The organism is Actinoplanes italicus (assembly GCF_003001815.1).
Lineage (GTDB): Bacteria > Actinomycetota > Actinomycetes > Mycobacteriales > Micromonosporaceae > Actinoplanes > Actinoplanes italicus.
Genome location: NZ_PVMZ01000002.1, coordinates 780,030 through 800,551 on the forward strand (window position 1 = coordinate 780,030; position 20,522 = coordinate 800,551).

Consider the following 20,522-nt stretch of genomic DNA (forward strand, 5'->3'; position numbering starts at 1 on the left):
AGTGCCTGACGCGCTGTAGGTGAACCTTTCCAGTCCTACCGCTCGTAACTTCCCCTAGCCGGGAATCTCGGGCGGTAGTGCTGTATCCGGGGCCTGGTCGGCGGCGGGAGATGCGAAGCGTGGATCCGATGGAAGGCTATCGGCCGGCACGGCGGCGGTCTGTCATGAGGCGCAAGGAGATGCCGCTGTGGCAGGAGTTGCCGTTGCTGTTGATCGTGGCGTTCTGCCTGGCGGTGCTGATCAGAACGTTTCTGGTCCAGGCCTTCTACATCCCCTCGGGGTCGATGCAGAGCACCCTGGAGATCAAGGACCGGGTGCTGGTCAACAAGGTCGTGTACGACATGCGCGACCCGCTGCGCGGCGAGATCGTGGTGTTCCGCGGCACCGAGGACTGGGCGCCCGAGGTGACCGAGGCGGTGAGCAACACCTTCCTCGCCAAGCTCGGCCGGACCATCGGCGACCTGGTCGGAGTCAGCCGCCCCGGTGAGCGCGACTTCATCAAACGGGTGATCGGTCTTCCGGGTGACAAGGTCGCCTGCTGCGACGCGCAGGGACGGATAACCGTCAACGGCGTCGGCATCGACGAGCCATACATCGCCGAGGGTTTCAACTCTGACCTGAGTCAGCCGCCGATCGCCGGCCAGTGCACCAGTCGCAGATTCGCCGAGGTCACCGTCCCGCCCGGCGAGATGTTCGTGATGGGCGACCACCGTTCGGTCTCGCAGGACGCCCGCTGCCAGGGAACAGTGCCGATCGAGAACATCATCGGCCGGGCCTTCGTGGTGGTCTGGCCGAGTGATCGTTTCACCGGTCTGGATGTGCCCGACGTCTGGAAGCAGTTCGCCCAGCAGTACCCGTCGGCGGCCGCCGCGCATCCCATCCCGGTCCGGGAGGAACGTCCGGCTACCGCCACAAACGTGGTCCCGCTTCTGTTCGGAGTGCTTTTATCCGCGCGTTCCGGCATGTCGTTGTGGGCCAGACGACGTAGGCTCCGAGCGTGATTGACGAGCAGACCGAGAAGCGCCAGGGTTCTTTCTGGCGTGAACTACCCATCTTGCTGGGGGTGGCGATCCTCGTCGCCATCCTTGTGCGCGCCTTCGTGTTGCAGACGTTCTACATCCCGTCGCCCTCGATGCAGCACACCCTCGAGCTGTGGGACAGGGTTCTGGTCAACAAGCTCGTCTACGACTTCCGTGAGCCGCGGCGGGGCGAGATCGTCGTCTTCAAGGCCCCGGGCGTCTGGCAGTCGGGCAACGAGGGCGACGACTTCATCAAGCGCGTCATCGGCCAGCCGGGCGACAACGTCGTCTGCTGCGACACCCAGCGCCGCCTGATGATCAACGGTAAGTCCCTCGACGAGCCGTACATCTACGTCGAGTCCGACGGCACCCGCGACCAGGTCGCCAGTCACGACTTCAACATCACCGTCCCGGAGGGCCGCCTGTGGGTGATGGGCGACCACCGGCAGGCCTCCGGTGACTCGCTCCAGCACTACCGGGACAGTGCCGCCACCGACGACGCGGGCAAGATCAACGAGGCGACCGTCCCGATCGACACGGTGGTCGGCCGGGCCTTCACGATCTTCTGGCCGGTCGGTCGTGCGACGTGGCTCACCGTCCCGGACGAGTTCGACTCCATCCCCGACGCGGGCGAATAGATTCCTTCGCAATAGGCTTGGTCCCGTGACCGAGGTGATTGACCGTCGCGCCGGCCGGATTCTCCTGGTCGATCTGGCCGGCCGCGTTCTGCTGCTGCACGGGGGCGACCCGGGGCGGCCCGGGCTGCGCTGGTGGTTCACCCCCGGCGGCGGGCTCGACGAGGGCGAGACGCCCGTCGAGGCCGCCTGCCGCGAGTTGCTCGAGGAGACCGGCCTGCGGGCGTCCCCTGCCGAGCTCGGCGAGCCCGTCCGCCACGAGGTGACCGAGTTCACCTACGACGGCCGCGACTATCGTCAGGAGCAGGACTTCTACCTGCTCCGGGTGGCCGACTGGCAGGTCGACACGGCCGGGATGGACGAGGAGGAACGGCGCACCATCACCGAACATCGATGGTGGTCGGCCGCCGAGATCGAGGCGAGCAGCGAGGAGATCTTCCCGGTCGACCTGGCCGCGCTGCTGCGGCGGCTCACCGTCGATGCCGTACCCGAAGGTTCTTGAGATGTTGGCCCCACCACGCACCGTCGTCCGCCGCGAGGCCGGCCTCTACGCCCTCGAGCAGGCGTTGCAGCGCCGTGGCTTCCGGCATGTGGCCGGCGCCGACGAGGCCGGGCGCGGAGCCTGTGCCGGACCGCTGGTCGCGGCCGCCGCGATCCTGCCCGAGGGCCGGCGCGGCGAGATCCCCGGCCTGGCCGACTCGAAACTGCTGACCCCCGCCGCCCGCGAGCGCGTCTACGAGCAGGTGGTCGCGAAGGCGCTGGCCTGGTCCGTGATGATCATCCCGCCGACCGAGGTCGATGCCCGTGGCCTGCACGTCTGCAACCTCGCAGCGATGCGCCGGGCACTGGCGTCGCTCACCGTCCGCCCGGAGTACGTGCTGACCGACGGCTTCCCGGTCGACGGCCTGGGCGTTCCCGGCCTCGCGGTGTGGAAGGGCGACCGGGTGGCGGCCTGCGTCGCCGCGGCGAGCGTCCTGGCCAAGGTCACCCGGGACCGGCTCATGGTCGAGCTGGACGAGAAGTTCCCCGCCTACGGGTTCGCGGTGCACAAGGGCTACATCACGGAGGAGCACAGCACCGCGCTCACCACCCACGGACCGTGCTCCGAGCACCGGTTCTCGTATGTGAACGTCGCCGCCGCCTCGGGACGCGGCAACCGTCCGCCACGGGCCCGGCGACCCGCCTCGTCACCGGCGCCGTCTTTGTTCGACGATGTATCCGTTACCGAGCCGCTGCTGATTCTGCAGGCGCCTGAGGGTACCGTCGGCGTGGCGTCGGGCGAGCAGCCTCAGCCGTTGCCGTCGGTGGGGGAAGATAGTGCCATGGAGGGCGAGAAACGATGAGCGCAGAGGATCTCGAGAAGTACGAGACCGAGATGGAGCTGCAGCTCTACCGGGAGTACCGCGACATCGTCCGCCAGTTCTCCTACGTGGTGGAGACCGAGCGCCGGTTCTACCTGGCCAATCAGGTCGACCTGCACGTGCGTAACTCCGACGGCGAGGTGTATTTCGAGGTCGAGATGCACGACGCCTGGGTCTGGGACATGTATCGACCGGCCCGGTTCGTCAAGAACGTCCGCGTCATGACGTTCAAGGACGTCAACGTCGAGGAGCTGGAGAAACCCGACATCTCCCTGCCCGACGACGCCGGCTTCGGCAGCTGACGGCCATCCACAATCCGCGGTCGTCCACAGGGGCGGTCGCCCACCGGGTCGCGGCCCGGCACTCTCGGCGGCATGCCTGCTCTCGCCGCCGTATTGATCCCGCTGCTTCTGCTTCCCCTGCCGCTCGCTGAGCCGCGATATCGCTGGCCGGTCGCCCCACCGCAGGTGCTGCGCCGCTTCGAGCCGCCGCCCCAGCGCTGGCTGCCCGGACACCGCGGTGTCGATCTCGGATCCTCGCCGGGCGCGCGGGTGCGGGCGGCCGGGGACGGCGTCGTCGTCTACGCGCAGGCGCTGGCCGGGCGCGGCGTGATCAGCATCCTGCACGCGGGCGGGCTGCGCACCACCTACGAGCCGGTCACCGCAACCGTGCGGACCGGCGACCGGGTCAGCGCGGGCGGGCCGATCGGTGCTCTCGAGGCCGGACATCCCGGCTGTCCCGTGGCCGCCTGCCTGCACTGGGGACTCCGCCGTGGCGACGTCTACCTCGACCCGCTGGCGTTGCTGGGGCTCGGCCGGGTGCGGCTGCTGCCGCTGCAGACCTACTTCCGGAAGGCCGCGAGCAGTGGCGGCAGGCGCTCGGCCAGCAGGTCGTACTCCTCCGGCCTGTTGTAGACCTGCGCGCTCAACCGGAGCAGACCCCGGCCACCCCAGGCGTTCACCGCCACCTCCGCCGCCAGCTTCTCGGCGATGTGCTGCCGCAACGCCTGCGCCTCCGGAAAGGTCGACGCCAGCCCGCCCGGCAACGGCACCACCCGCATCGCCACCCCCGGTCCGCCGGGATGCGGCAGGTCGGCGGGCGCGAGGTTGAGGGCCTCACCGACAACCCTCTGGCCGTACGAGACGAGCGCCTCGTTGTGCTCGCGGACCAATTCCAGGCCGAGCGTGCGCAGCGCAAAGAGCCCGGCCGGGGCCGCGAGCCACGGGGTGTAGTCGATCGTGCCCTGGAACTCGACGGCCCGCGGGAAGCCCTGCTCGTGCTCCCACGACACCACCAGCGGCTCGATCCGGCGCCGCCAGGCCGGGGCCACGTGCAGCAGGGCGGTGCCGCGCGGTGCCCAGCCCCACTTGTGCAGGTTCCCGACCCAGAAGTCGGCACCGATCACCGACACGTCCACCGGCAGCATGCCCGGCACGTGCGCGGCGTCGACCAGCACCGGGATGTCCTGCTCCCCCGCGGCGGCGACGATCTCGCGTACCGGAAAGAGCGAAGCAGTGGCCGACGCCAGCTGGTCGATGACGAGCAACCGCGTGCGACCCGGCCGCAACGCCGCCCGGACCCGTGCCACCGTCTGCGCCGCGGACAGCCCCAGCGGCACCGCCACCGTCCGTGCGCTCGCCCCCGTCTGCCGGCACCGGTGCCGTACCGCCATCGCCACCGCACCGTAGGCGTGATCGCTGAGCAGCACCTCGTCGTCCGGCCCCAGCCGCATGGACTGCAGCACCAGCGACACCGCCGCCGTCGTGTTCGGCACCAGCGCGCTGCCGTCCGGGTCCGCGCCCAGGAAGGTCGCCAGATGCCGTCGGCTGTGGAGGATCCGGTCCATCAGCCCGGTGCCGTAGAACCGCAGCGGATTGGCCTCCATCTCGTCGCGGAGCCGCTGCTGGGCGCGTTGCACGCTGATCGGGAGCGCCCCGAAGGAGCCGTGGTTGAGATAGGACACCGACGGGTCCAGCGAGAAGAGCAGACGGGCGCCCGGGACCGGCCGGGGCGGATCGATCATGCGTGTTCCGCAGCGCTCATGCCTCGGATCGTACGATGTCAGGCCCGTGGATGCGCCTGATTGAACGCCGCCCGGAGCCGTTCCGTCGACACGTGCGTGTAGATCTGGGTGCTCGCCAGCGAACTGTGCCCCAGCAGCTCCTGCACGGCTCGCAGATCCGCGCCCCCGTCCAGCAGATGGGTGGCCGCCGAGTGCCGCAGGTCGTGCGGGCTGGTGTGCGGCAGCCCCGCGGCCCGCGCCGCGTTCGCCACGATCCGCCGGACCACCGTCGGCTGCAGGCGACCGCCCTTGACACCCAGGAACAGCGCGTCCCGGCTGGGGCGGGCCACCAGCTCCGGTCGACCTCGGCGCAGCCAGGTCTCGAGCGCCCGCTCGGCGGGGTGGCCGAAGGGGACGGCACGCTCCTTGGCACCCTTGCCGAAGACTCGTACTACCTGGCGTGCGTGGTCTATGTCGGCCCGGTTCAGGGAGCAGAGCTCACTTACGCGGATTCCTGTGGCGTAGAGGAGTTCCAGTACCGCTCGGTCGCGGAGGGCCAGCGCGTTGCCGGTCGGCGTGTCCTCCCTACCCAGAACGAACGTTCTGTCTTCGTTCGCTGTCTCCTCCTCCGTCGCGGTGCCGGGCGTTCTGTCGTTGTCCGGGACACCTGTTCTTTCCACGCCGGCGGCGTCGGCGGGACGGCCGGCCGACTCCATCAGCTCGGCGGCCTGGTCGGCGCGGAGCACCGTGGGCAGGCTTCGATGCGCGCGCGGGCTGGCCAGCTGCGCTCCCGGATCTTCCGCCGAGAGCCCGGTCCGGTGTGCCCAGCCGGTGAAGGCCCGTGCCGCCGCGGCCCGCCGCGCCTGCGAGGACCTGGCCGCACCCGATCCCATCCGCGCCGCGAGCCACCCGCGCAGAACCATGATGTCCAGCTCGGCGACGGTCACCCGGCCCTCGTAGGCGGCATGGTCGAGAAGCGACACGACATCCCCGACATAGGCCCGGACCGTGTGCTCCGACCGTCCCTCGACCCCGGCGAGGTGGCGGCCGAAGTCGTCCACCGCCGCCCGGAGGGCCGCCGGCAGCCGCTCGTGCAGTTCCCGAATCCCCATCGCCCCAGACCGTCCATCCCCACCGGGCGTCCGGTCAAGCTCCGGACGCGGCGTTTCTGTCATACCCGGGGTCTAACGTCGTCGGCATGGCACGCTGGGAGGAAATCGAGAAGGACGCCCCGGAGTTCGCGGCCCGTGTGCGGGCACTCTTCGAGGCGGGCACCAACAAGACGATCGCCACGCTGCGCCGGGACGGCTCACCCCGGATCAGCGCGACCGAGGCGCAGTTCACCGACGGCGAGCTCACCCTCGGCTCGATGCCCGGCGCGGTGAAACTGCTGGATCTCCGCCGCGACCCACGCATCGCGATGCACAGCCCCACTCTGGAGCCACCCGCCGACGACCCGGCGAGCGGCCCTGGCGATGCCAAGCTGTCCGGCCGGGCGGTCGAGATGCCGCTCCCACCCGACACCCCACACGCGGACGCGGCCTTCTTCCGCATCGACATCGACGAGGTTGCCCTGACATATGTCGGCACCCCCGCCGACCATCTGGTGATCGAGTCCTGGCACGCGGGCCGAGGCTACCGCCGCCGAACCCGGACCTGACCGGACCGGTTCGCCTTCCCACCCGGTGCCGGGACGCGCGTCCGGCCGCAGCGATGGGACAGCTTTCAGGCCATCCGGGCGCGGGGAGCCGGGTCTGGCCGCAGCGCTGGGAGAGCTCTCAGATGGTTGCCGAGGTGCCGCGCAACGCTGATAGGGCGGCGCCTCGGGGGTCAGGGGAGGGCGAGCTGGTATCGATCCGCGGGGTAGGCGGTCTGTGTGCCGTCCGGCGCGGTCACCACCAGGACGGGAACGCCTTCACGCAGGTTGAACCTCCGGCGTTCCGTATCGGTGGGCATGCGCGCGCCCGCCCGTTCACCACTGCTGAGCACGACGACCTCGACCGGTTCCGAGACACGGACGAACGTCCCGCGCGGCCTGTCCACGGTGACCAGGCCCTCGCTGCGGAGCTGCGCGATGGCCTGCCGCACCGTGGTCCGGCTGATGTGGTGATCCTCGCCCAGTCGCAACTCGCTGGGCAGCGGGTCGCCCGGCGCGAGCTCGCCGCTCTCGATCTGCCCGCGTAGCAGGTCAGCCAACTGGCGGAACACCGCACGGTCCGCCGAAGGATCGATCATAGTAATTATTTTACGTGCCCCGGCGTCCTGTCATGTTGTAACGACATTCCTACATGCCAGCCCCGGACCGCCGCCCCAGTGGCAGGCGGGCCGCTGACGGCCCACGTGACCTGTCCGGAGCGGTGGCTGCGGAGATGGGCATGCCGTGGCACGAGCCGCCGCAGGCCGCGGAGGAGTCCGGCGCGGCACAACTGCCTGCGGCACGGTTCCTCGGTCAGGTACGACGCGAGAACAGCTTGGCTCAGCGCTGGGCCCGTTCCGCGAGACGGTTCCTCCGGTATCGCAGTGACGGAAGGACTGGGGACGGCGAGAGGCACCCGGTCCGGCTGCGGCCGGCGAGGACGGGTGGAGGGTGGGCAGCCGTTCAGGTCGACGGGTGGTCCCTGATCCAGGAGAGGAAACGCTCGTACAGGTCCAGCGGCGGGGAGTGGCCGCCCACGGTGAAGTCGTCGAGAGCGTCGTACATCTGGGCGGACAGGTAGATCTTCAGCAGGGACGGATAGGCGCGGTACTCATCGAGAAGGGTCGCCCGGGCGTCGGTACAGGGCCACGGATGCCCGCAGACCCGGCATCGCCAATGAGGACGGTCGTGCAGGTGCTCGTGTTCCGGTGCCGTGGACAAAGAAAATTCCCCCGTCAGTGGGTCGGCCGGTCGGGTGACGAAATGTCAGTGATTGCGGTGCCGTCGCTGGGACGGCTGCCGCGCTCCCTCATTCGCCCGGTGTTCCTGGGCCGGCGTGAGGCGGCCGGCGCGGCCCACGTTCGAGTCCGGATGTGCGGTGCGGGCGGGGATCTCGGTGCTGCCGGAATCCGGTGCGACGCCCGCGCCGGGGCCGGCGGCCCGCGATCGGTAGAGCCCGCCACTGCCCTGTATCCGCTGCTCGGGGGCGATGTAGGTGCGGCGTGGGTAGGGCGGCGGAGGCGATGGTGGGAAACGGTCGATGCAGGGGGCCGGAAGCCCGCAGATGCACCTGCGCCAGAGGGTCCGCCAATCGCGCCGATGGTTCGGGTGGTGGGGAACCGGATCGCTAGTCCGTCGCCTTCTAGTCATAGGACCACCTTAGTTGACCACGGACTAGCTGTCTTCTAACAACTTTGTAAGGGACTAATAGTCTCACGCCTACGGTCGATCATGTGGGAGTGAAGCCGATCCGCCTCATGGGGGCGCACGAAATCCGCATCCGTCTGGGCGGAGTAAGCCGACAGCGGGCGTACCAGATCACGAGCCGTGCCGATTTTCCGAAGCCTGTGGCCGATCTTGCGCAAGGCAAGGTATGGCTGACCGAGGACGTCGAGGCATGGATGAAGGTTCATCGCCGGGACCTGGACGAGTCAGAGGACTGATCCGTCCGGTCACGGCGGTGACCGAAGCCGGCCCTGAGCCGGTCGCCGTTCGTGCGGCGGCCGGCTCACGACGGGCCGGTCACAGTCATGCCCGCAAACTGATGCGGATTGTCCGATCAGTCGGCATCGCGGCCTTTAGTCCTGCTCGGATACCGATGAAGTCTGCCCGGAGACAGGCGATGACCGCTCGGGTACGGCAGAAGTCCGCCTCTCCGCGGGCGGGTCCGGCGGGACCTGCCGGGGAACGAGCGAGACGCCCTCGGCCGTACGCGTAACCAGGCCCGCCACCTCCAGCAGTGACAGGCGCCGCAGGACGGTCCGGAGGTGCAGCCGTGCCTCGGCAGCCAACTGCTCCGGCGTGACCGATCCCTTCCGGGGGAGGGCCTCGAGTACGAGCGCGGTCTCCTCGTCGAGGTGATCGTGCCGGCGCTGCGGCCCGCGTGGCGGTTCGGCGAGGTATTCACCGATGTGGCCGATCTCCTCCAGCACCTCGGCAGCCGAGGTGACCACCCGCGCGAACGGGTTGCTCCGCAGGATCTCGTGGCATCCGACGGACATCGCCGACGTCACAGGTCCGGGTACCACCATCGCGGGCCGTCCCAGCGCCAGCACCCTGCTCATCGTCTGTGTCGCGCCGCTGCGCGCGGCCGCTTCGACGACGACCGTGCCCGCGGTGCTCGCGGCGATCACCCGGTTCCGGATCAGGAACCGGTGCCGCAGTGGCTCGGCGCCGATCGGCCATTCGCTGATCAGCAGCCCGGTCTCGATGATCTGCTCGAACATCGCCGAGTTCCCGATCGGGTACGGGCGATCGACACCGCACGCCAGCACCGCCACGGTCGGGCCACCCGCGGCGAGCGCCCCTCGGTGGGCCGCCGCGTCGATACCGAACGCTCCTCCGGAGAGCACCGTCCACCCGTCGCGGCCGATCGCGTACGCCATCTCGCTGGTGACGTTCACTCCGTAACCGGTGGCGGCCCGCGCGCCGACGATCGCGACCGAACGTTCCAGTGCCTCGCCGAGCGGCCACGCCCCGCGGACCCAGAAGCACAGCGGCGGCCGGATGTCGAAGTTGATCCGGCCGGCGGTATCCAGTTCCAGCCCGGCCAGGTCGGTGACCCGGCGTGGCCATTCCTCGTCCGAGGGCACGACCAGACGGGCGCCGAGACGCTCCGCTCGGCGCAGCGCGATCTCGGCCATCCGGCGTGGATCACCGGCCGCGAGCCGTGCGGAGACCGCGCCGCGCAGGCGGTTGTCCGGGACGTCACCACTGAGCAGCAGCTCCAGGGCGGCCGGTGCGCCGGTCTCCTCGACCAGCGTCCAGACCGCACGGTTGCCGGGCTCCGCCAGCCAGGTGAGCGCCGCCCGGGCGGCGCGGTCCTCAGCACCGCTCATCGCGGTCCTCGCCCGGGCCGGTCCAGCACTGAGAGGTTCACGAGATTCTCCGATCAGAGAAGGCCCCGGAAAGAAGACGGGTGGAGGGTGGCGGAGCTGAGCGGGCCGGTCGGCGGAGACGCCGGAGGAACGGGAGACGGACGAGACAGGGTGGAAGGAGCGGACGGAACGGGTACGCCAGAAGGCAGTCACCGGGAGCCGCGGACATTGGCCTCCCCCATCCGCAGCTGATAGGCCTCGCAGACGTCGCCCTCCGACGGGCGCGAACGGCCGTCGAGATCCGCCACGGTCCAGGCCAATCGCAGGCACCGGTCATAGCCACGCGCCGACAGGACGCCTCGATCGAGCGCACTGTGCAGCACCGCGGTGTCCCGGCCCGGCAGCCGCCACGGCGCCCGCCGCAGGGTCGGCCCCGGCACCTCCGCGTTGGTCCGCCATCCGCCCGGCGCCCACCTCTCGGCCGCCGCGGCCCGCGCCCGGGCGACCCGTGCCGCGACGGTCGCCGACGGCTCGGCCGGTTCGGAGTCGACCAGGAGCTGCGCCGCGCGGACCGGGAGCAGGTTGACCCGCATGTCGATGCGGTCGAGCAGCGGCCCGGAGAGCCGGCCGAGGTAACGCCGTCGCACGGTGGGCCCGCACCGGCAGGCCTGATCTCCTGCCGGTGAGGCGCACGGGCAGGGGTTGGCGGCAACCACGAGCTGGGCCCGTGCCGGGTACTCGACGGTCCCGCGGGCCCGGGACAGGACGACCCGTCCGCTCTCCAGCGGTTGCCGCAGTGCCTGCAAGGTGGCCCGGCCCATCTCGGGCACCTCGTCGAGGAACAGGACTCCGCGGTGGGCCAGCGAGAGCGCGCCCGGCCGGATCAGCCCGGAACCGCCGCCGACCAGGGCGGCGAGGGTGGAGCTGTGATGCGGGGCCTGGAACGGCGGCCTGCGGACGAGCCGCCCGTCCGGTGGCAGGATCCCGGCGATCGACTGCAGCGCTGTCACTTCGAGGGCAGCGTCGTCGTCGAGCTCGGGGAGGATGGTCGGCAGCCGCTCGGCGAGCATCGTCTTGCCGGCGCCGGGCGGGCCGAACAGGGCCAGATGGTGCCCACCGGCCGCGGCGATCTCCAAGGCGTACCGCCCGGTCTCCTGCCCGGCGAGATCGGCCAGGTCCGGACCCGGCGGCAGAGGTGCCGGCGGTACGGCCGGAGGGTCCAGGAGTGTGCCGGCACCCCGGGCGTACTCGATGAGCCGGTGCAGTGTGTCCACGGCACGCACCGTCACCCCGGGGACGACGGTGGCCTCGCACGCGTTGCCCAGCGGCACGATCACCCGGCCGACTCCGGCCCGCGCCGCCGCGGCGACCATCGGCAGCACACCTCGCACCGGCCGGACCGTCCCGTCGAGGCCGAGTTCGCCGATCAGCGCCACCCCGCCGAGCCGTTCCGGTGGTAGGGAACCGGCTCCGACGAGCACCGCGGCGGCGACCGGAAGATCGAATCCGCTGCCGTGCTTCGGCAGGGCCGCGGGCAGCAGGTTCACGGTGATCCGCCGCTGGGGCCAGTCGTGGCCGGAGTTCACGATCGCGGCGCGCACCCGGTCGCGGGCCTCGTTGAGCGAGGTGTCCGGCAGCCCGGTGAGCACCAGGGTGGGCAGGCCGTTGGAGAGGTCGGCCTCCACCTCCACCACGTGGCCGGCGACGCCGACGAGCCCGGCGCAGAGCACCCGTGCGTAGCTCATCAGAACGCGCCCCGGATGTGGACCAGACGGGTGGCGCCGCGGCGTTGCGGCAGGACCTCCATCACGTCGAAACGGATGTGTTCCGCGCGTACCCCCGACTCGGAAAGCCACCTGGAGGCCAGCTGCCGTAACCGGCGCACCTTCCGGTGATCGACGGCCGCCGCCGGTGGGCCGAAGGTCGCCGTGCGCCGGGTCTTCACCTCGCAGAAGACCAGGCCGTCGCCGTCGCGCAGGATGAGGTCGATCTCACCCTCGGAGCAGCGCCAGTTGCGTTGCAGCAGTGTGAGACCGATCTCCTGCAGATACCGGGCGGCCAGCCGCTCGCCGTAGGCGCCGATCGCCCGTCGCTGAGTCGTCATGGCGTGCGACGTTCACAGGAATCCGGTCACGGCGCGCGACGCCCTGTGGATTTCGCGGCGGTGTGGACGAAGGTGTCGCACAGGCCGGGACGTGCTAGACGTGAGGGCGAACCGGAGCGCCCGGTGGCTTGGCGTATGCTTGTCAACGGCGACCGCCCAGGCGGTCGACCTCGCGTGCCCTCCGAACGCCCGCTTCCTGGTCACCCAGCGTAAGCGGACCTCGGCGGCGGCCCTCCCTGGTCCCGATCGTCATCGGGTCCGACCGTGGCCGCCGACAAGGCGCCAGGACGCTCGTCGCCGACGAGTGTGACAACCGGGGAAGATCAGGGAGTAACAACCATGGCCGTAGTGACCATGCGCCAGCTGCTGGAGAGCGGTGTCCACTTCGGGCACCAGACCCGGCGGTGGAACCCGAAGATGAAGCGCTTCATCTTCACCGAGCGCAACGGTATCTACATCATCGACCTGCGCCAGACCCTCGACTACATCGAGAAGGCGTACAGCTTCGTGCGTGACACCGTCGCCGAGGGTGGCCACATCCTCTTCGTCGGTACCAAGAAGCAGGCCCAGGAGGCCATCGCCGAGCAGGCGACGCGGGTCGGCCAGCCGTACGTCAACCACCGCTGGCTCGGTGGCATGCTGACCAACTTCCAGACGGTGTACAAGCGTCTTCAGCGCATGAAGGAGCTCGAGGCCCTGGGTGACCTGACCGGCACCGCCGCGGGTTACACCAAGAAGGAGACCCTCCAGCTCTTCCGCGAGAAGACCAAGCTCACCAAGACCCTCGGTGGTCTGCGTGACATGACCAAGACGCCGTCGGCGATCTGGGTCGTGGACACCAAGAAGGAGCACATCGCGGTCGACGAGGCCCGGAAGCTCAACATCCCGGTCATCGCGGTGCTGGACACCAACTGTGACCCGGACGAGGTCGACTTCCCGATCCCGGGCAACGACGACGCGATCCGTTCCGCCGAGCTGCTGACCAAGGTCATCGCGGCCGCCGTCGCCGATGGTCTGATCGCCCGCTCCGGCCGTGGCCGTGGCGGCAACGCCGACGAGAAGCCCGAGGCCGGTACCGTCGCCGCCGGTGAGCCGCTGCCCGAGTGGGAGCGCGACCTCTACGAGGGCGCCGAGAAGAAGGCCGAGGAGCCGGCTGCCGCTGCTGCTGCTCCCGCTGCCGCTGCTGCTCCTGCCGCTGTCGCCGCTGAGTAAGTCGACCGACTGACATCGAGAGAAGAGTCATGGCTAACTACACCGCCGCGGACGTCAAGAAGCTCCGCGACCTCACCGGTGCCGGCATGATGGACTGCAAGAAGGCGCTCGAGGAGTCCGAGGGCGACTTCGAGAAGGCCGTCGAGTTCCTGCGCATCAAGGGTGCCAAGGACGTCGGCAAGCGGGCCGGCCGTACCGCCGCCAACGGCATCGTCAGCCACTCCGGCAGCGCGCTGCTCGAGCTGAACTGCGAGACCGACTTCGTCGCCAAGACCCCCGACTTCGTGGCCCTGGGCCAGCGCCTGGTCGAGTTCGGCGAGCAGAACAAGGTCGCCGACGCCGCCGCGCTGCTCGCCGCGACGCTCGAGGACGGCAAGACCGTCGCCGACACCGTCGAGGAGTACGCCGCGAAGATCGGCGAGAAGATCGTCGTGAACCGCTTCACGATCGTCGACGGCACCGTCGCGGTCTACCTGCACCGCAAGGCGCAGGACCTGCCGCCGCAGGTCGGCGTCCTGGTGCAGTACTCCGGCAAGAACGACGAGGCGGCCGACTCGGACGCCCGCGGCATCGGCATGCAGATCACCGCGATGCGGCCGAAGTTCCTCAGCCGTGAGGAGGTGCCGGCCGAGGTCGTCGAGACCGAGCGCCGTGTCGCCGAGCAGACCGCTCGTGAGGAGGGCAAGCCCGAGCAGGCTCTGCCCAAGATCATCGAAGGTCGCGTGAACTCCTTCTTCAAGGACTTCGTCCTGCTGGAGCAGGCTTCGGTCGTCGACAACAAGAAGACGGTCAAGCAGATCGCCGCCGAGGCTGGAATCGAGATCACCCGGTTCGTCCGGTTCGAGGTCGGCCAGGAGTAAGGCAGTACCGAAAGCAATGCGTCGGGAGGTCGGGTACGCGATTGAGCGCCCGGCCTCCCGGTCGCATAAGGTCTCTTAGCAGATGGAAAAGGGAAAGGCGGGTCTCATGACGATGGTGACCGAGCAGTCCGCCACGGTTGACGATCAGAACCCGCCGACCATGCGGCCACGGCGGGTCGTCCTCAAACTGTCCGGCGAGGTCTTCGGTGGCGGCGACGTCGGGGTCGAGCCCGATGTGGTGCAGTCACTGGCCAAGCAGATCGCCACGGTCACGCGCCGCGGCATCCAGGTCGCGGTCGTGGTCGGCGGCGGCAACTTCTTCCGTGGCGCCGAGCTGCAGAAACGCGGGATGGACCGCAACCGGGCCGACTACATGGGCATGCTCGGCACGGTGATGAACTGCCTGGCGCTCCAGGACTTCCTGGAGAAGGAGGGCATCGAGACCCGCGTGCAGACCGCCATCACGATGGCCCAGGTCGCCGAGCCCTACCTCCCGCTGCGTGCCATCCGGCACCTGGAGAAGGGCCGTGTCGTCATCTTCGGCGCTGGCGCCGGGATGCCGTATTTCTCCACCGACACCGTCACCGCCCAGCGCGCGCTCGAGATCCGCGCGGACATGGTGCTGATGAGCAAGAACGGTGTGGACGGCGTCTACACCGCCGACCCGCGGGTCGACCCGACCGCCAGCAAGCTGGAATCCATCACCTTCCAGGAGGTCCTCCTGCGCGGGCTGCGGGTCGCCGACCAGGCCGCCTTCAGCCTCTGTCAGGAGAACAAGCTGCCGATGCTGATCTTCGGCGCGGAGGGCGACGACACCATCGTGCGTGCGTGCGCCGGCGAGCGGATCGGCACCCTGATCACCGCCGACTGAAGTCGCGTCCCACGTCCCCACATCCCGCACCACCGAAGACAGCAAGGAGGCGAGAAGAGCCGGTGATCGAGGAAACCCTCTTCGAGGCCGAGGAGAAGATGGAGAGCGCGGTCGAGCACGCCAAGGAGGAGTTCGCCGCCATCCGGACCGGCCGGGCTACTCCCGCGATGTTCTCCAAGATCCTGGTCGACTACTACGGCGCGCCCACGCCGGTGACGCAGATGGCCTCCGTCGGCGTCCCGGAGCCGCGCATGGTCATCGTGAAGCCCTACGACGCGTCCCAGCTGGGCCCGATCGAGCGGGCTATCCGTGACTCGGACCTGGGAGTCAACCCCAACAACGAGGGTACGCAGCTGCGCATCCACCTCCCGCAGATGACCGAGGAACGCCGCCGCGAGATGATCAAGGTGGCCCGGGGCAAGGCCGAGGACGGCCGTGTTGCGATCCGCAACGTGCGCCGCAAGGCCAAGGACCAGCTCGACAAGCTGGTCAAGGACGGCGAGACCGGTGAGGACGACGGCCGTCGCGCCGAGAAGGAGCTCGACGACGTGACGCACCGATACGTCGCCGTCATCGACGAGCTCGTCAAGCACAAGGAAGCCGAGCTCCTCGAGGTCTGAGCATCGTCGGAAGCCCGGGACCCCTCACCTTCAGGGACCGGGCTTCTCCTCTGTCCGGCCAGTACTGGTTCACGGGTGGTTAAATTGCCCGCCACCTCGACAGCTGTTCAGACGTCACCTTTGCAGTACGCTCTGCTCGGCTCCCCGTGGGCGCGACAGCCGCCGCGGGGCACGAGTGGAGATTCCGGCAGGTAGGGGTTCGGCTTTGTCATCGCGTTCGGCGGCCACACCGCCCGGCACCGTGCCCGAGGCCTGATGTCCTACGTCGATCCCCGTGCCCGGCAGATCCCCGGCGACGACACCAGCGTGCCGGCGCCGTTCGCCCATGAGTCAGAGGAACCCCATGCCGCTCTCCGGCACAGCGAGGCCGTCCGTGCGTTCCCCGGAACGGCTTCGATGACCGAGCCGGACGCTCCGGACGCGGAGCCGGGCAAGGGCGGTGCCAGGGGCCGTCGCCGGGCCGGTCGTGGTCGCAAGCCGCAGGGTGGCGGTCGCGCGGGCCGCAACCTGCCCGCCGCCATCGCGGTCGGCGTGAGCCTGGGCCTGATCGTCCTCGCCTCGTTGCTGATCCAGCCGATCGCACTGCTCGCCGTCCTGGTCGCGGCGTCCGGTGTCGGCGCGTGGGAGATGGCCCGCGCACTGTCGACCACCGGCGCCCGCCCGCCGCTCATCCCGCTGATCGCCGGCGGGGTGCTGATGACCGGCCTGGCCTGGTTCGAGGGCGTCGACGCGCTGATCCTGGGCCTGTTCGTCACGGTCGGTGCCGCGGCCCTGTGGCGGCTGGCCGACGGCCCGGCCGCGGTCCGGCGCGACTTCACACCGAGCCTGCTGATCGCCGCCTACGGGCCGTTCCTGCTCAGCTTCGCGGCGCTGCTGGTGCAGATGGACTCCGACGACGGCCACCTGCGGGTGATCTGCACTCTGGTCGCCGTGATCCTCTCCGACACGGGTGGCTACGCGGCGGGGGTCTTCCTCGGCAAGCACCCGATGGCTCCGAGGATCAGTCCCAAGAAGTCGTGGGAGGGCTTCGCCGGGTCGGTGGCGGCCGCCGCGATCGGCAGCGGCGCCCTGCTCTTCTTCCTGTTGGACGTCCCGGTCTACTGGGGCCTGCTGTTCGGTGCGGTCATCTCGGTGGTGGCGGTCCTCGGCGATCTGGCCGAGTCGATGCTCAAGCGCGATCTGAGGGTCAAGGACATGAGCAATCTGCTGCCCGGGCACGGCGGCCTGATGGACCGGCTGGACTCGATCCTGTTCGCCGTCCCGACCGCCTACCTGCTCTTCTCGATCATCACCGCGAGCTAGCTGTGGGCGACCGACTCGGCGGACGTGGGAGACTGGATACGCCATGACGATTCTTCCGGTCATCCCGATCAGTCCCGATCAACCCGACGCGGTGAAGACCCGCCGCCGTCCCAGCATGCCCCCGCGCCATCTCGCCGACCTCGACCTCGCCGGACGCAAGAGCGCCGTCGCGAGTCTGGGTGAGCCGGCGTTCCGCGCCAAGCAGCTCTCCACCCACTACTTCGGCCGCCTCGTGCGCGACGCCGCCGCGATGACCGACCTCCCGGCCGGCTCCCGCGACAAGCTCACCGCCGACCTGCTGCCCACGCTGCTCACCCCGATCCGGGAGCAGGCGTGCGACGACGGGGCGACCCGCAAGACACTGTGGCGGCTGCACGACGGCGCGCTCGTGGAGAGCGTCCTGATGGGTTACCCCGACCGGGTGACGGCCTGTGTCTCGAGCCAGGCCGGTTGCGGCATGGCGTGCCCGTTCTGCGCGACCGGCCAGCAGGGCCTGACCCGCAACCTGTCGGTGGCCGAGATCGTCGATCAGGTGGTCTACCTGGCAGGGGTGGCCGCGTCCGGTGCGGTGACCGGTTCGCCGCCGCGCCTGTCGCGCGTGGTGTTCATGGGGATGGGCGAGCCGCTGGCGAACTATCCACGGGTCATCGAGGCGGTCCGGCGGCTGACGAGCCCGGCCCCGGAGGGTCTGGGGCTCTCGCAACGGCACATCACGGTGTCCACGGTGGGTTTGGTGCCCGCTATGCGCCGGTTGATCGCTGAACAGCTCTCAGTGACTCTTGCGCTGTCACTTCATGCCCCCGATGATGATCTGCGCGATGAGCTTGTGCCCGTCAACCAGCGTTGGAAGGTGGCCGAGGTGCTCGATGCCGCGTTTGATTACGCGGCTCAGACCGGCCGTCGGGTTTCCATCGAATACGCCCTGATCAGGGACGTAAACGATCAGCCCTGGCGTGCCGACCTGCTCGGCCGTCTTCTGAAAGGCAAGCTGGCCCATGTGAATCTCATCCCGCTGAACCCGACGCCGGGCAGTAAGTGGGATGCGAGCCCGAAACCGGTCGAGCGCGAGTTCGTCCGCCGGTTGCAGGAGGCCGGCGTTTCGACGACGGTACGCGATACCCGGGGGCGGGAGATCGACGGCGCGTGCGGCCAGCTGGCCGCGGGTGAGCTGACGGACGCGAGCGCAGGGGGCGCCGCAGCCGACGCGGAGGTGGCACAGTGACTGGGCTCAGGTCCCAGCGAGCGGAGTGGGAGACGTTGTGACGAGTCAGGGGCAGCGTTTCCGAAGGCGTGCGCTGCGGCGTGGCTACAAGGTCGATGAGGTCGACGCTTTCCTGGACCGGGTCGAGGCGACCCTGGCCGGCGAGCAGGTCGGCCCGCCGGTCGGCGCGCAGGAGGTGCACGACGTCGTCTTCCGGGTGCGGTTCGGCGGCTACGACGAGTGGCAGGTCGACCTGCACCTCGACCGGGTCGAGCGGCAGCTCGCCGAGTTCGAGGAGCGGGGCGGGCGTCCCGCACCGGACCCGATGCGCGACTCGATGCGCAGCGGCCTCACCGCGACCCCGGCCTCCGGGCCACCTGCTATGGGCCAGGGCGGCGGACAGGGCTTCGACCGTGGCGGCTTCGACCGCGGCGGCTTCGGACAGGGAGGCCCGGGCGGCCCCGGCGGTCCGGGTGGCATGCCGGGCCAGCCTCAGCAGCCGCAGGGTTACCCGGGTCAGCCGCAGGGCTACCCCGGCCAGCCGCAGGGCATGCCGGGTGGGATGAACCCCGCGGCACGGATGGCGTCGCCGCCGACCGAGCGGCTCCAGGCCCCGATGCGCGACGACCGGATGATGCCGCCCCAGATCCCGCAGCGTCAGCCGCAGCAGCTGCCGCCGGGCCCGGACCCGTACGGCCGCTACGACGAGCCGACCGGCTACGGCCAGCAGCAGCCCCCGCAATTGCCGCAGCGCCCCACCCAGCAGCCCGGCTATGACCCGAGTGGCTACGACCAGGGCGGTTACGACGGCTTCGAGGCCGGCCGGCACGGTAAGGCGGACATGACCGCCGAGATCCGTATGCCCGACCGGGACCCGCGTGGCGGTTACGGCCAGCAGATGCCGGGCGCCCCGATGCCGGGCTCGCCGATGGCCATGCCGGGCTCGCCGATGCCGGGTGCGCCGATGAGCGGCCCGCCCTACGGCGGCGGTGGCGGCTACGGCCAGCAGCAGCAACAACAGCAGCCGCAGCTCGGCCCGCCGCTGGGCGAGCCGGGTGGCGAGCTCTACCGGGTCGACCAGCTCCGCCGGACGTTCCAGCCGCGCCGGTTCGGCAGCGGTTACGATCCGTCGCAGGTGGACCGGCTCTTCGAGGGCATCCTGCAGGCGATGACTGGCCGCGGGCCGATGCCGGTGAACGAGAACGACCTCGACATGCTCCAGTTCGGCCTGGTGCCGAACGGCTACTTCGAGGCCGAGGTCGACGCCGCGCTGCGCGAGGTGAAGGACATCCTGCTTCGTCGCCGATGACCGGGTGGCGAACGCCGCCGGTGATCAGGTGGCGAAAGCCGCCGGTGGCCGGGTGGCGAAAGCCGCCGGTGATCAGCATGCGAAAAGAGGGGGCCGCCGGCCCCCTCTTTTGCTGAGACCGGGTTACTGGTCGTTGGGGCGCAGACCACTGCGGCGCAGCACCGCGTCGCCGATGATGACGGCGACCAGGCCGACCGCGATCACGACGAGCCACACCTTCTCGGTGTTGCCCTGCTGGTTGCCCCAGAAGAAGAGCAGCAGAATCGCGGCCGAGATGATCGCGCCCTTCTGAGCCCGCTTGCGGTTGCCGGGCTTCAGCTGGTCGGGCGCGTAGACCTCCTCGTGGTGTTCTTCCGCAGCCACGGTGGCGACCTCCTAGTCGAATGGTGAATCGTCGAACAGTCTGTCACGGGGCCGACGGGCGGAACCCGGCAACCCGGCTGTAGTTTCGATGCGGTCAAACGGAGTTAGCAGAGGAGCGATCAAGTGCGGATCACGGGCACCGGCCATGCGAGCATGCGGATCGACACCGCTGCCGGCAGCATTCTGTGCGATCCGTGGGTGAACCCGGCGTACTTCGCGTCGTGGTTCCCCTTTCCGGACAACTCCCTGCTGGACTGGGAGACGCTGGGTGACGTCGACTACCTGTACGTCTCACACCTGCACCGGGACCACTTCGACGCGGAGCACCTGAAGAGGTTCATCAGCAAGAAGGCGACCGTCCTTCTGCCGGAGTATCCGACCTCCCAGCTGGAGGACGAGCTGCGCGCGCTGGGCTTCACGAGCTTCCTGCGGACGAAGTCGGACGAGGTGCACGAGCTCGACGGCGGCCTGAAGGTCATGATCCAGGCGCTGATCAGCCCGACCGACGGCCCGATCGGTGACTCGTCGCTCTGGGTCGAGTACGACGGCATCCGCGTGCTGAACCAGAACGACGCCCGCCCCGCCGATCTGACCCGGTTCAACGAGCTGGGCCACGTGCACGCGCACATGCTGCAGTTCTCCGGCGCCATCTGGTATCCGATGGTCTACGAGCTGCCGGAGAACGCGAAGACCGCGTTCGGCAAGCAGAA

24 protein-coding genes are annotated in these 20,522 nt (G+C 69.7%); 16 read left to right on the top strand and 8 right to left on the bottom strand.

The genetic code is table 11. The annotated features are described in order from the left end of the window. The first annotated feature begins 164 nt into the window (after positions 1–164). From lepB (CLV67_RS07540) to CLV67_RS07565, 6 genes are all read left to right on the top strand, one after another. Entirely contained in the window at positions 165–1,001 is an 837-nt protein-coding gene (lepB, locus tag CLV67_RS07540; RefSeq protein WP_373873116.1) for a signal peptidase I, read from the top strand. Then, positions 998–1,657, top strand: a complete 660-nt coding sequence (lepB, locus tag CLV67_RS07545; RefSeq protein WP_106316396.1) for a signal peptidase I — start codon at positions 998–1,000, stop codon at positions 1,655–1,657. The genes lepB (CLV67_RS07540) and lepB (CLV67_RS07545) overlap by 4 nt, the downstream gene beginning before the upstream one ends. A gap of 25 nt (positions 1,658–1,682) precedes the next feature. Beyond that, a complete protein-coding gene (locus tag CLV67_RS07550) occupies positions 1,683–2,156 on the top strand; it encodes an NUDIX hydrolase (protein ID WP_239165976.1) in 474 nt (157 codons plus the stop codon). A gap of 1 nt (position 2,157) precedes the next feature. Further along, positions 2,158–2,997, top strand: coding sequence for a ribonuclease HII (locus CLV67_RS07555; protein WP_106316397.1), 840 nt, complete (start codon positions 2,158–2,160; stop codon positions 2,995–2,997). Continuing rightward, positions 2,994–3,317, top strand: a complete 324-nt coding sequence (locus CLV67_RS07560) for a DUF2469 domain-containing protein (protein WP_020517955.1) — start codon at positions 2,994–2,996, stop codon at positions 3,315–3,317. The genes CLV67_RS07555 and CLV67_RS07560 overlap by 4 nt, the downstream gene beginning before the upstream one ends. Before the next feature lie 72 nt (positions 3,318–3,389). Beyond that, positions 3,390–3,929 carry a murein hydrolase activator EnvC family protein gene (locus CLV67_RS07565; RefSeq protein WP_106316398.1) on the top strand — a complete coding sequence of 180 codons (540 nt, stop codon included), beginning with the start codon at positions 3,390–3,392 and terminating at the stop codon, positions 3,927–3,929. On the opposite strand, the gene CLV67_RS07570 is transcribed toward CLV67_RS07565, so the two are convergent. Next, positions 3,857–5,038: an aminotransferase class V-fold PLP-dependent enzyme gene (locus CLV67_RS07570; protein WP_106316399.1), complete on the bottom strand. Its 1,182-nt coding sequence runs from the start codon at positions 5,036–5,038 to the stop codon at positions 3,857–3,859. The genes CLV67_RS07565 and CLV67_RS07570 overlap by 73 nt on opposite strands. 38 nt (positions 5,039–5,076) lie before the next feature. Continuing rightward, a complete protein-coding gene (locus tag CLV67_RS07575) occupies positions 5,077–6,129 on the bottom strand; it encodes a tyrosine recombinase XerC (RefSeq protein ID WP_106316400.1) in 1,053 nt (350 codons plus the stop codon). Between the two features lie 86 nt (positions 6,130–6,215). On the opposite strand from CLV67_RS07575, the gene CLV67_RS07580 reads away from it, so the two are divergent. Then, positions 6,216–6,677 carry a pyridoxamine 5'-phosphate oxidase family protein gene (locus CLV67_RS07580; protein ID WP_106316401.1) on the top strand — a complete coding sequence of 154 codons (462 nt, stop codon included), beginning with the start codon at positions 6,216–6,218 and terminating at the stop codon, positions 6,675–6,677. A gap of 170 nt (positions 6,678–6,847) precedes the next feature. On the opposite strand, the gene CLV67_RS07585 is transcribed toward CLV67_RS07580, so the two are convergent. Together CLV67_RS07585 and CLV67_RS07590 are read right to left on the bottom strand one after the other, a co-directional pair. Beyond that, positions 6,848–7,252 carry a winged helix-turn-helix domain-containing protein gene (locus tag CLV67_RS07585; protein WP_106316402.1) on the bottom strand — a complete coding sequence of 135 codons (405 nt, stop codon included), beginning with the start codon at positions 7,250–7,252 and terminating at the stop codon, positions 6,848–6,850. Positions 7,253–7,616: 364 nt separating this feature from the next. After that, positions 7,617–7,874, bottom strand: a complete 258-nt coding sequence (locus tag CLV67_RS07590; RefSeq protein WP_239165975.1) for a hypothetical protein — start codon at positions 7,872–7,874, stop codon at positions 7,617–7,619. A gap of 536 nt (positions 7,875–8,410) precedes the next feature. Between CLV67_RS07590 and CLV67_RS07595 the strand changes: the two genes are divergently transcribed. Beyond that, a complete protein-coding gene (locus tag CLV67_RS07595; protein ID WP_052164533.1) occupies positions 8,411–8,596 on the top strand; it encodes an AlpA family phage regulatory protein in 186 nt (61 codons plus the stop codon). Positions 8,597–8,731: 135 nt separating this feature from the next. Here CLV67_RS07595 and CLV67_RS07600 read toward each other — a convergent pair whose 3' ends face one another. From CLV67_RS07600 to CLV67_RS07610, 3 genes are all read right to left on the bottom strand, one after another. Continuing rightward, positions 8,732–9,991, bottom strand: a complete 1,260-nt coding sequence (locus tag CLV67_RS07600) for a DNA-processing protein DprA (RefSeq protein WP_106316404.1) — start codon at positions 9,989–9,991, stop codon at positions 8,732–8,734. A gap of 188 nt (positions 9,992–10,179) precedes the next feature. Beyond that, positions 10,180–11,715, bottom strand: coding sequence for a YifB family Mg chelatase-like AAA ATPase (locus tag CLV67_RS07605; protein ID WP_106316405.1), 1,536 nt, complete (start codon positions 11,713–11,715; stop codon positions 10,180–10,182). Then, entirely contained in the window at positions 11,715–12,074 is a 360-nt protein-coding gene (locus CLV67_RS07610; protein WP_106316406.1) for a YraN family protein, read from the bottom strand. The genes CLV67_RS07605 and CLV67_RS07610 overlap by 1 nt, the downstream gene beginning before the upstream one ends. 339 nt (positions 12,075–12,413) lie before the next feature. On the opposite strand from CLV67_RS07610, the gene rpsB reads away from it, so the two are divergent. From rpsB to CLV67_RS07645, 7 genes are all read left to right on the top strand, one after another. Further along, positions 12,414–13,286 (top strand): 30S ribosomal protein S2, encoded by an 873-nt coding sequence (gene rpsB, locus CLV67_RS07615; RefSeq protein ID WP_106316407.1) that lies wholly within the window; start codon positions 12,414–12,416, stop codon positions 13,284–13,286. A gap of 29 nt (positions 13,287–13,315) precedes the next feature. Further along, positions 13,316–14,146 (top strand): translation elongation factor Ts, encoded by an 831-nt coding sequence (gene tsf / locus CLV67_RS07620; protein ID WP_106316408.1) that lies wholly within the window; start codon positions 13,316–13,318, stop codon positions 14,144–14,146. 160 nt (positions 14,147–14,306) lie between these two features. Then, positions 14,307–15,017, top strand: coding sequence for a UMP kinase (pyrH, locus tag CLV67_RS07625; protein WP_239165980.1), 711 nt, complete (start codon positions 14,307–14,309; stop codon positions 15,015–15,017). 62 nt (positions 15,018–15,079) lie between these two features. Continuing rightward, entirely contained in the window at positions 15,080–15,637 is a 558-nt protein-coding gene (gene frr, locus CLV67_RS07630) for a ribosome recycling factor (RefSeq protein WP_106316410.1), read from the top strand. Positions 15,638–15,892: 255 nt separating this feature from the next. After that, the gene (locus tag CLV67_RS07635) at positions 15,893–16,939 is read left to right on the top strand and encodes a phosphatidate cytidylyltransferase (RefSeq protein ID WP_106316411.1); all 1,047 of its coding nucleotides are present in this window, start codon (positions 15,893–15,895) and stop codon (positions 16,937–16,939) included. A gap of 43 nt (positions 16,940–16,982) precedes the next feature. Beyond that, positions 16,983–18,161 carry a dual-specificity RNA methyltransferase RlmN gene (rlmN, locus tag CLV67_RS07640; RefSeq protein ID WP_106316412.1) on the top strand — a complete coding sequence of 393 codons (1,179 nt, stop codon included), beginning with the start codon at positions 16,983–16,985 and terminating at the stop codon, positions 18,159–18,161. A gap of 37 nt (positions 18,162–18,198) precedes the next feature. Next, positions 18,199–19,449, top strand: coding sequence for a DivIVA domain-containing protein (locus CLV67_RS07645; protein ID WP_106316413.1), 1,251 nt, complete (start codon positions 18,199–18,201; stop codon positions 19,447–19,449). Between the two features lie 123 nt (positions 19,450–19,572). Here CLV67_RS07645 and CLV67_RS07650 read toward each other — a convergent pair whose 3' ends face one another. Continuing rightward, the gene (locus tag CLV67_RS07650) at positions 19,573–19,812 is read right to left on the bottom strand and encodes a DUF2631 domain-containing protein (RefSeq protein ID WP_106316414.1); all 240 of its coding nucleotides are present in this window, start codon (positions 19,810–19,812) and stop codon (positions 19,573–19,575) included. 123 nt (positions 19,813–19,935) lie between these two features. Between CLV67_RS07650 and CLV67_RS07655 the strand changes: the two genes are divergently transcribed. Further along, positions 19,936–20,522: MBL fold metallo-hydrolase (locus CLV67_RS07655; protein ID WP_146169004.1), on the top strand; the 587-nt coding region annotated here is incomplete at its 3' end.

What these genes read in the sequence shown, in the direction of transcription:
- lepB (WP_373873116.1), top strand. Translation starts at nt 165, where the DNA reads ATGAGGCGCAAGGAGATGCCGCTGTGGCAGGAGTTGCCGTTGCTGTTG.
- CLV67_RS07555 (WP_106316397.1), top strand. Translation starts at nt 2,158, where the DNA reads ATGTTGGCCCCACCACGCACCGTCGTCCGCCGCGAGGCCGGCCTCTAC.
- CLV67_RS07560 (WP_020517955.1), top strand. Translation starts at nt 2,994, where the DNA reads ATGAGCGCAGAGGATCTCGAGAAGTACGAGACCGAGATGGAGCTGCAG.
- CLV67_RS07565 (WP_106316398.1), top strand. Translation starts at nt 3,390, where the DNA reads ATGCCTGCTCTCGCCGCCGTATTGATCCCGCTGCTTCTGCTTCCCCTG.
- CLV67_RS07570 (WP_106316399.1), bottom strand. Translation starts at nt 5,038, where the DNA reads ATGATCGATCCGCCCCGGCCGGTCCCGGGCGCCCGTCTGCTCTTCTCG.
- CLV67_RS07575 (WP_106316400.1), bottom strand. Translation starts at nt 6,129, where the DNA reads ATGGGGATTCGGGAACTGCACGAGCGGCTGCCGGCGGCCCTCCGGGCG.
- CLV67_RS07580 (WP_106316401.1), top strand. Translation starts at nt 6,216, where the DNA reads ATGGCACGCTGGGAGGAAATCGAGAAGGACGCCCCGGAGTTCGCGGCC.
- CLV67_RS07585 (WP_106316402.1), bottom strand. Translation starts at nt 7,252, where the DNA reads ATGATCGATCCTTCGGCGGACCGTGCGGTGTTCCGCCAGTTGGCTGAC.
- CLV67_RS07595 (WP_052164533.1), top strand. Translation starts at nt 8,411, where the DNA reads ATGGGGGCGCACGAAATCCGCATCCGTCTGGGCGGAGTAAGCCGACAG.
- CLV67_RS07600 (WP_106316404.1), bottom strand. Translation starts at nt 9,991, where the DNA reads ATGAGCGGTGCTGAGGACCGCGCCGCCCGGGCGGCGCTCACCTGGCTG.
- CLV67_RS07605 (WP_106316405.1), bottom strand. Translation starts at nt 11,715, where the DNA reads ATGAGCTACGCACGGGTGCTCTGCGCCGGGCTCGTCGGCGTCGCCGGC.
- CLV67_RS07610 (WP_106316406.1), bottom strand. Translation starts at nt 12,074, where the DNA reads ATGACGACTCAGCGACGGGCGATCGGCGCCTACGGCGAGCGGCTGGCC.
- rpsB (WP_106316407.1), top strand. Translation starts at nt 12,414, where the DNA reads ATGGCCGTAGTGACCATGCGCCAGCTGCTGGAGAGCGGTGTCCACTTC.
- tsf (WP_106316408.1), top strand. Translation starts at nt 13,316, where the DNA reads ATGGCTAACTACACCGCCGCGGACGTCAAGAAGCTCCGCGACCTCACC.
- pyrH (WP_239165980.1), top strand. Translation starts at nt 14,307, where the DNA reads ATGCGGCCACGGCGGGTCGTCCTCAAACTGTCCGGCGAGGTCTTCGGT.
- CLV67_RS07635 (WP_106316411.1), top strand. Translation starts at nt 15,893, where the DNA reads ATGTCCTACGTCGATCCCCGTGCCCGGCAGATCCCCGGCGACGACACC.
- rlmN (WP_106316412.1), top strand. Translation starts at nt 16,983, where the DNA reads ATGACGATTCTTCCGGTCATCCCGATCAGTCCCGATCAACCCGACGCG.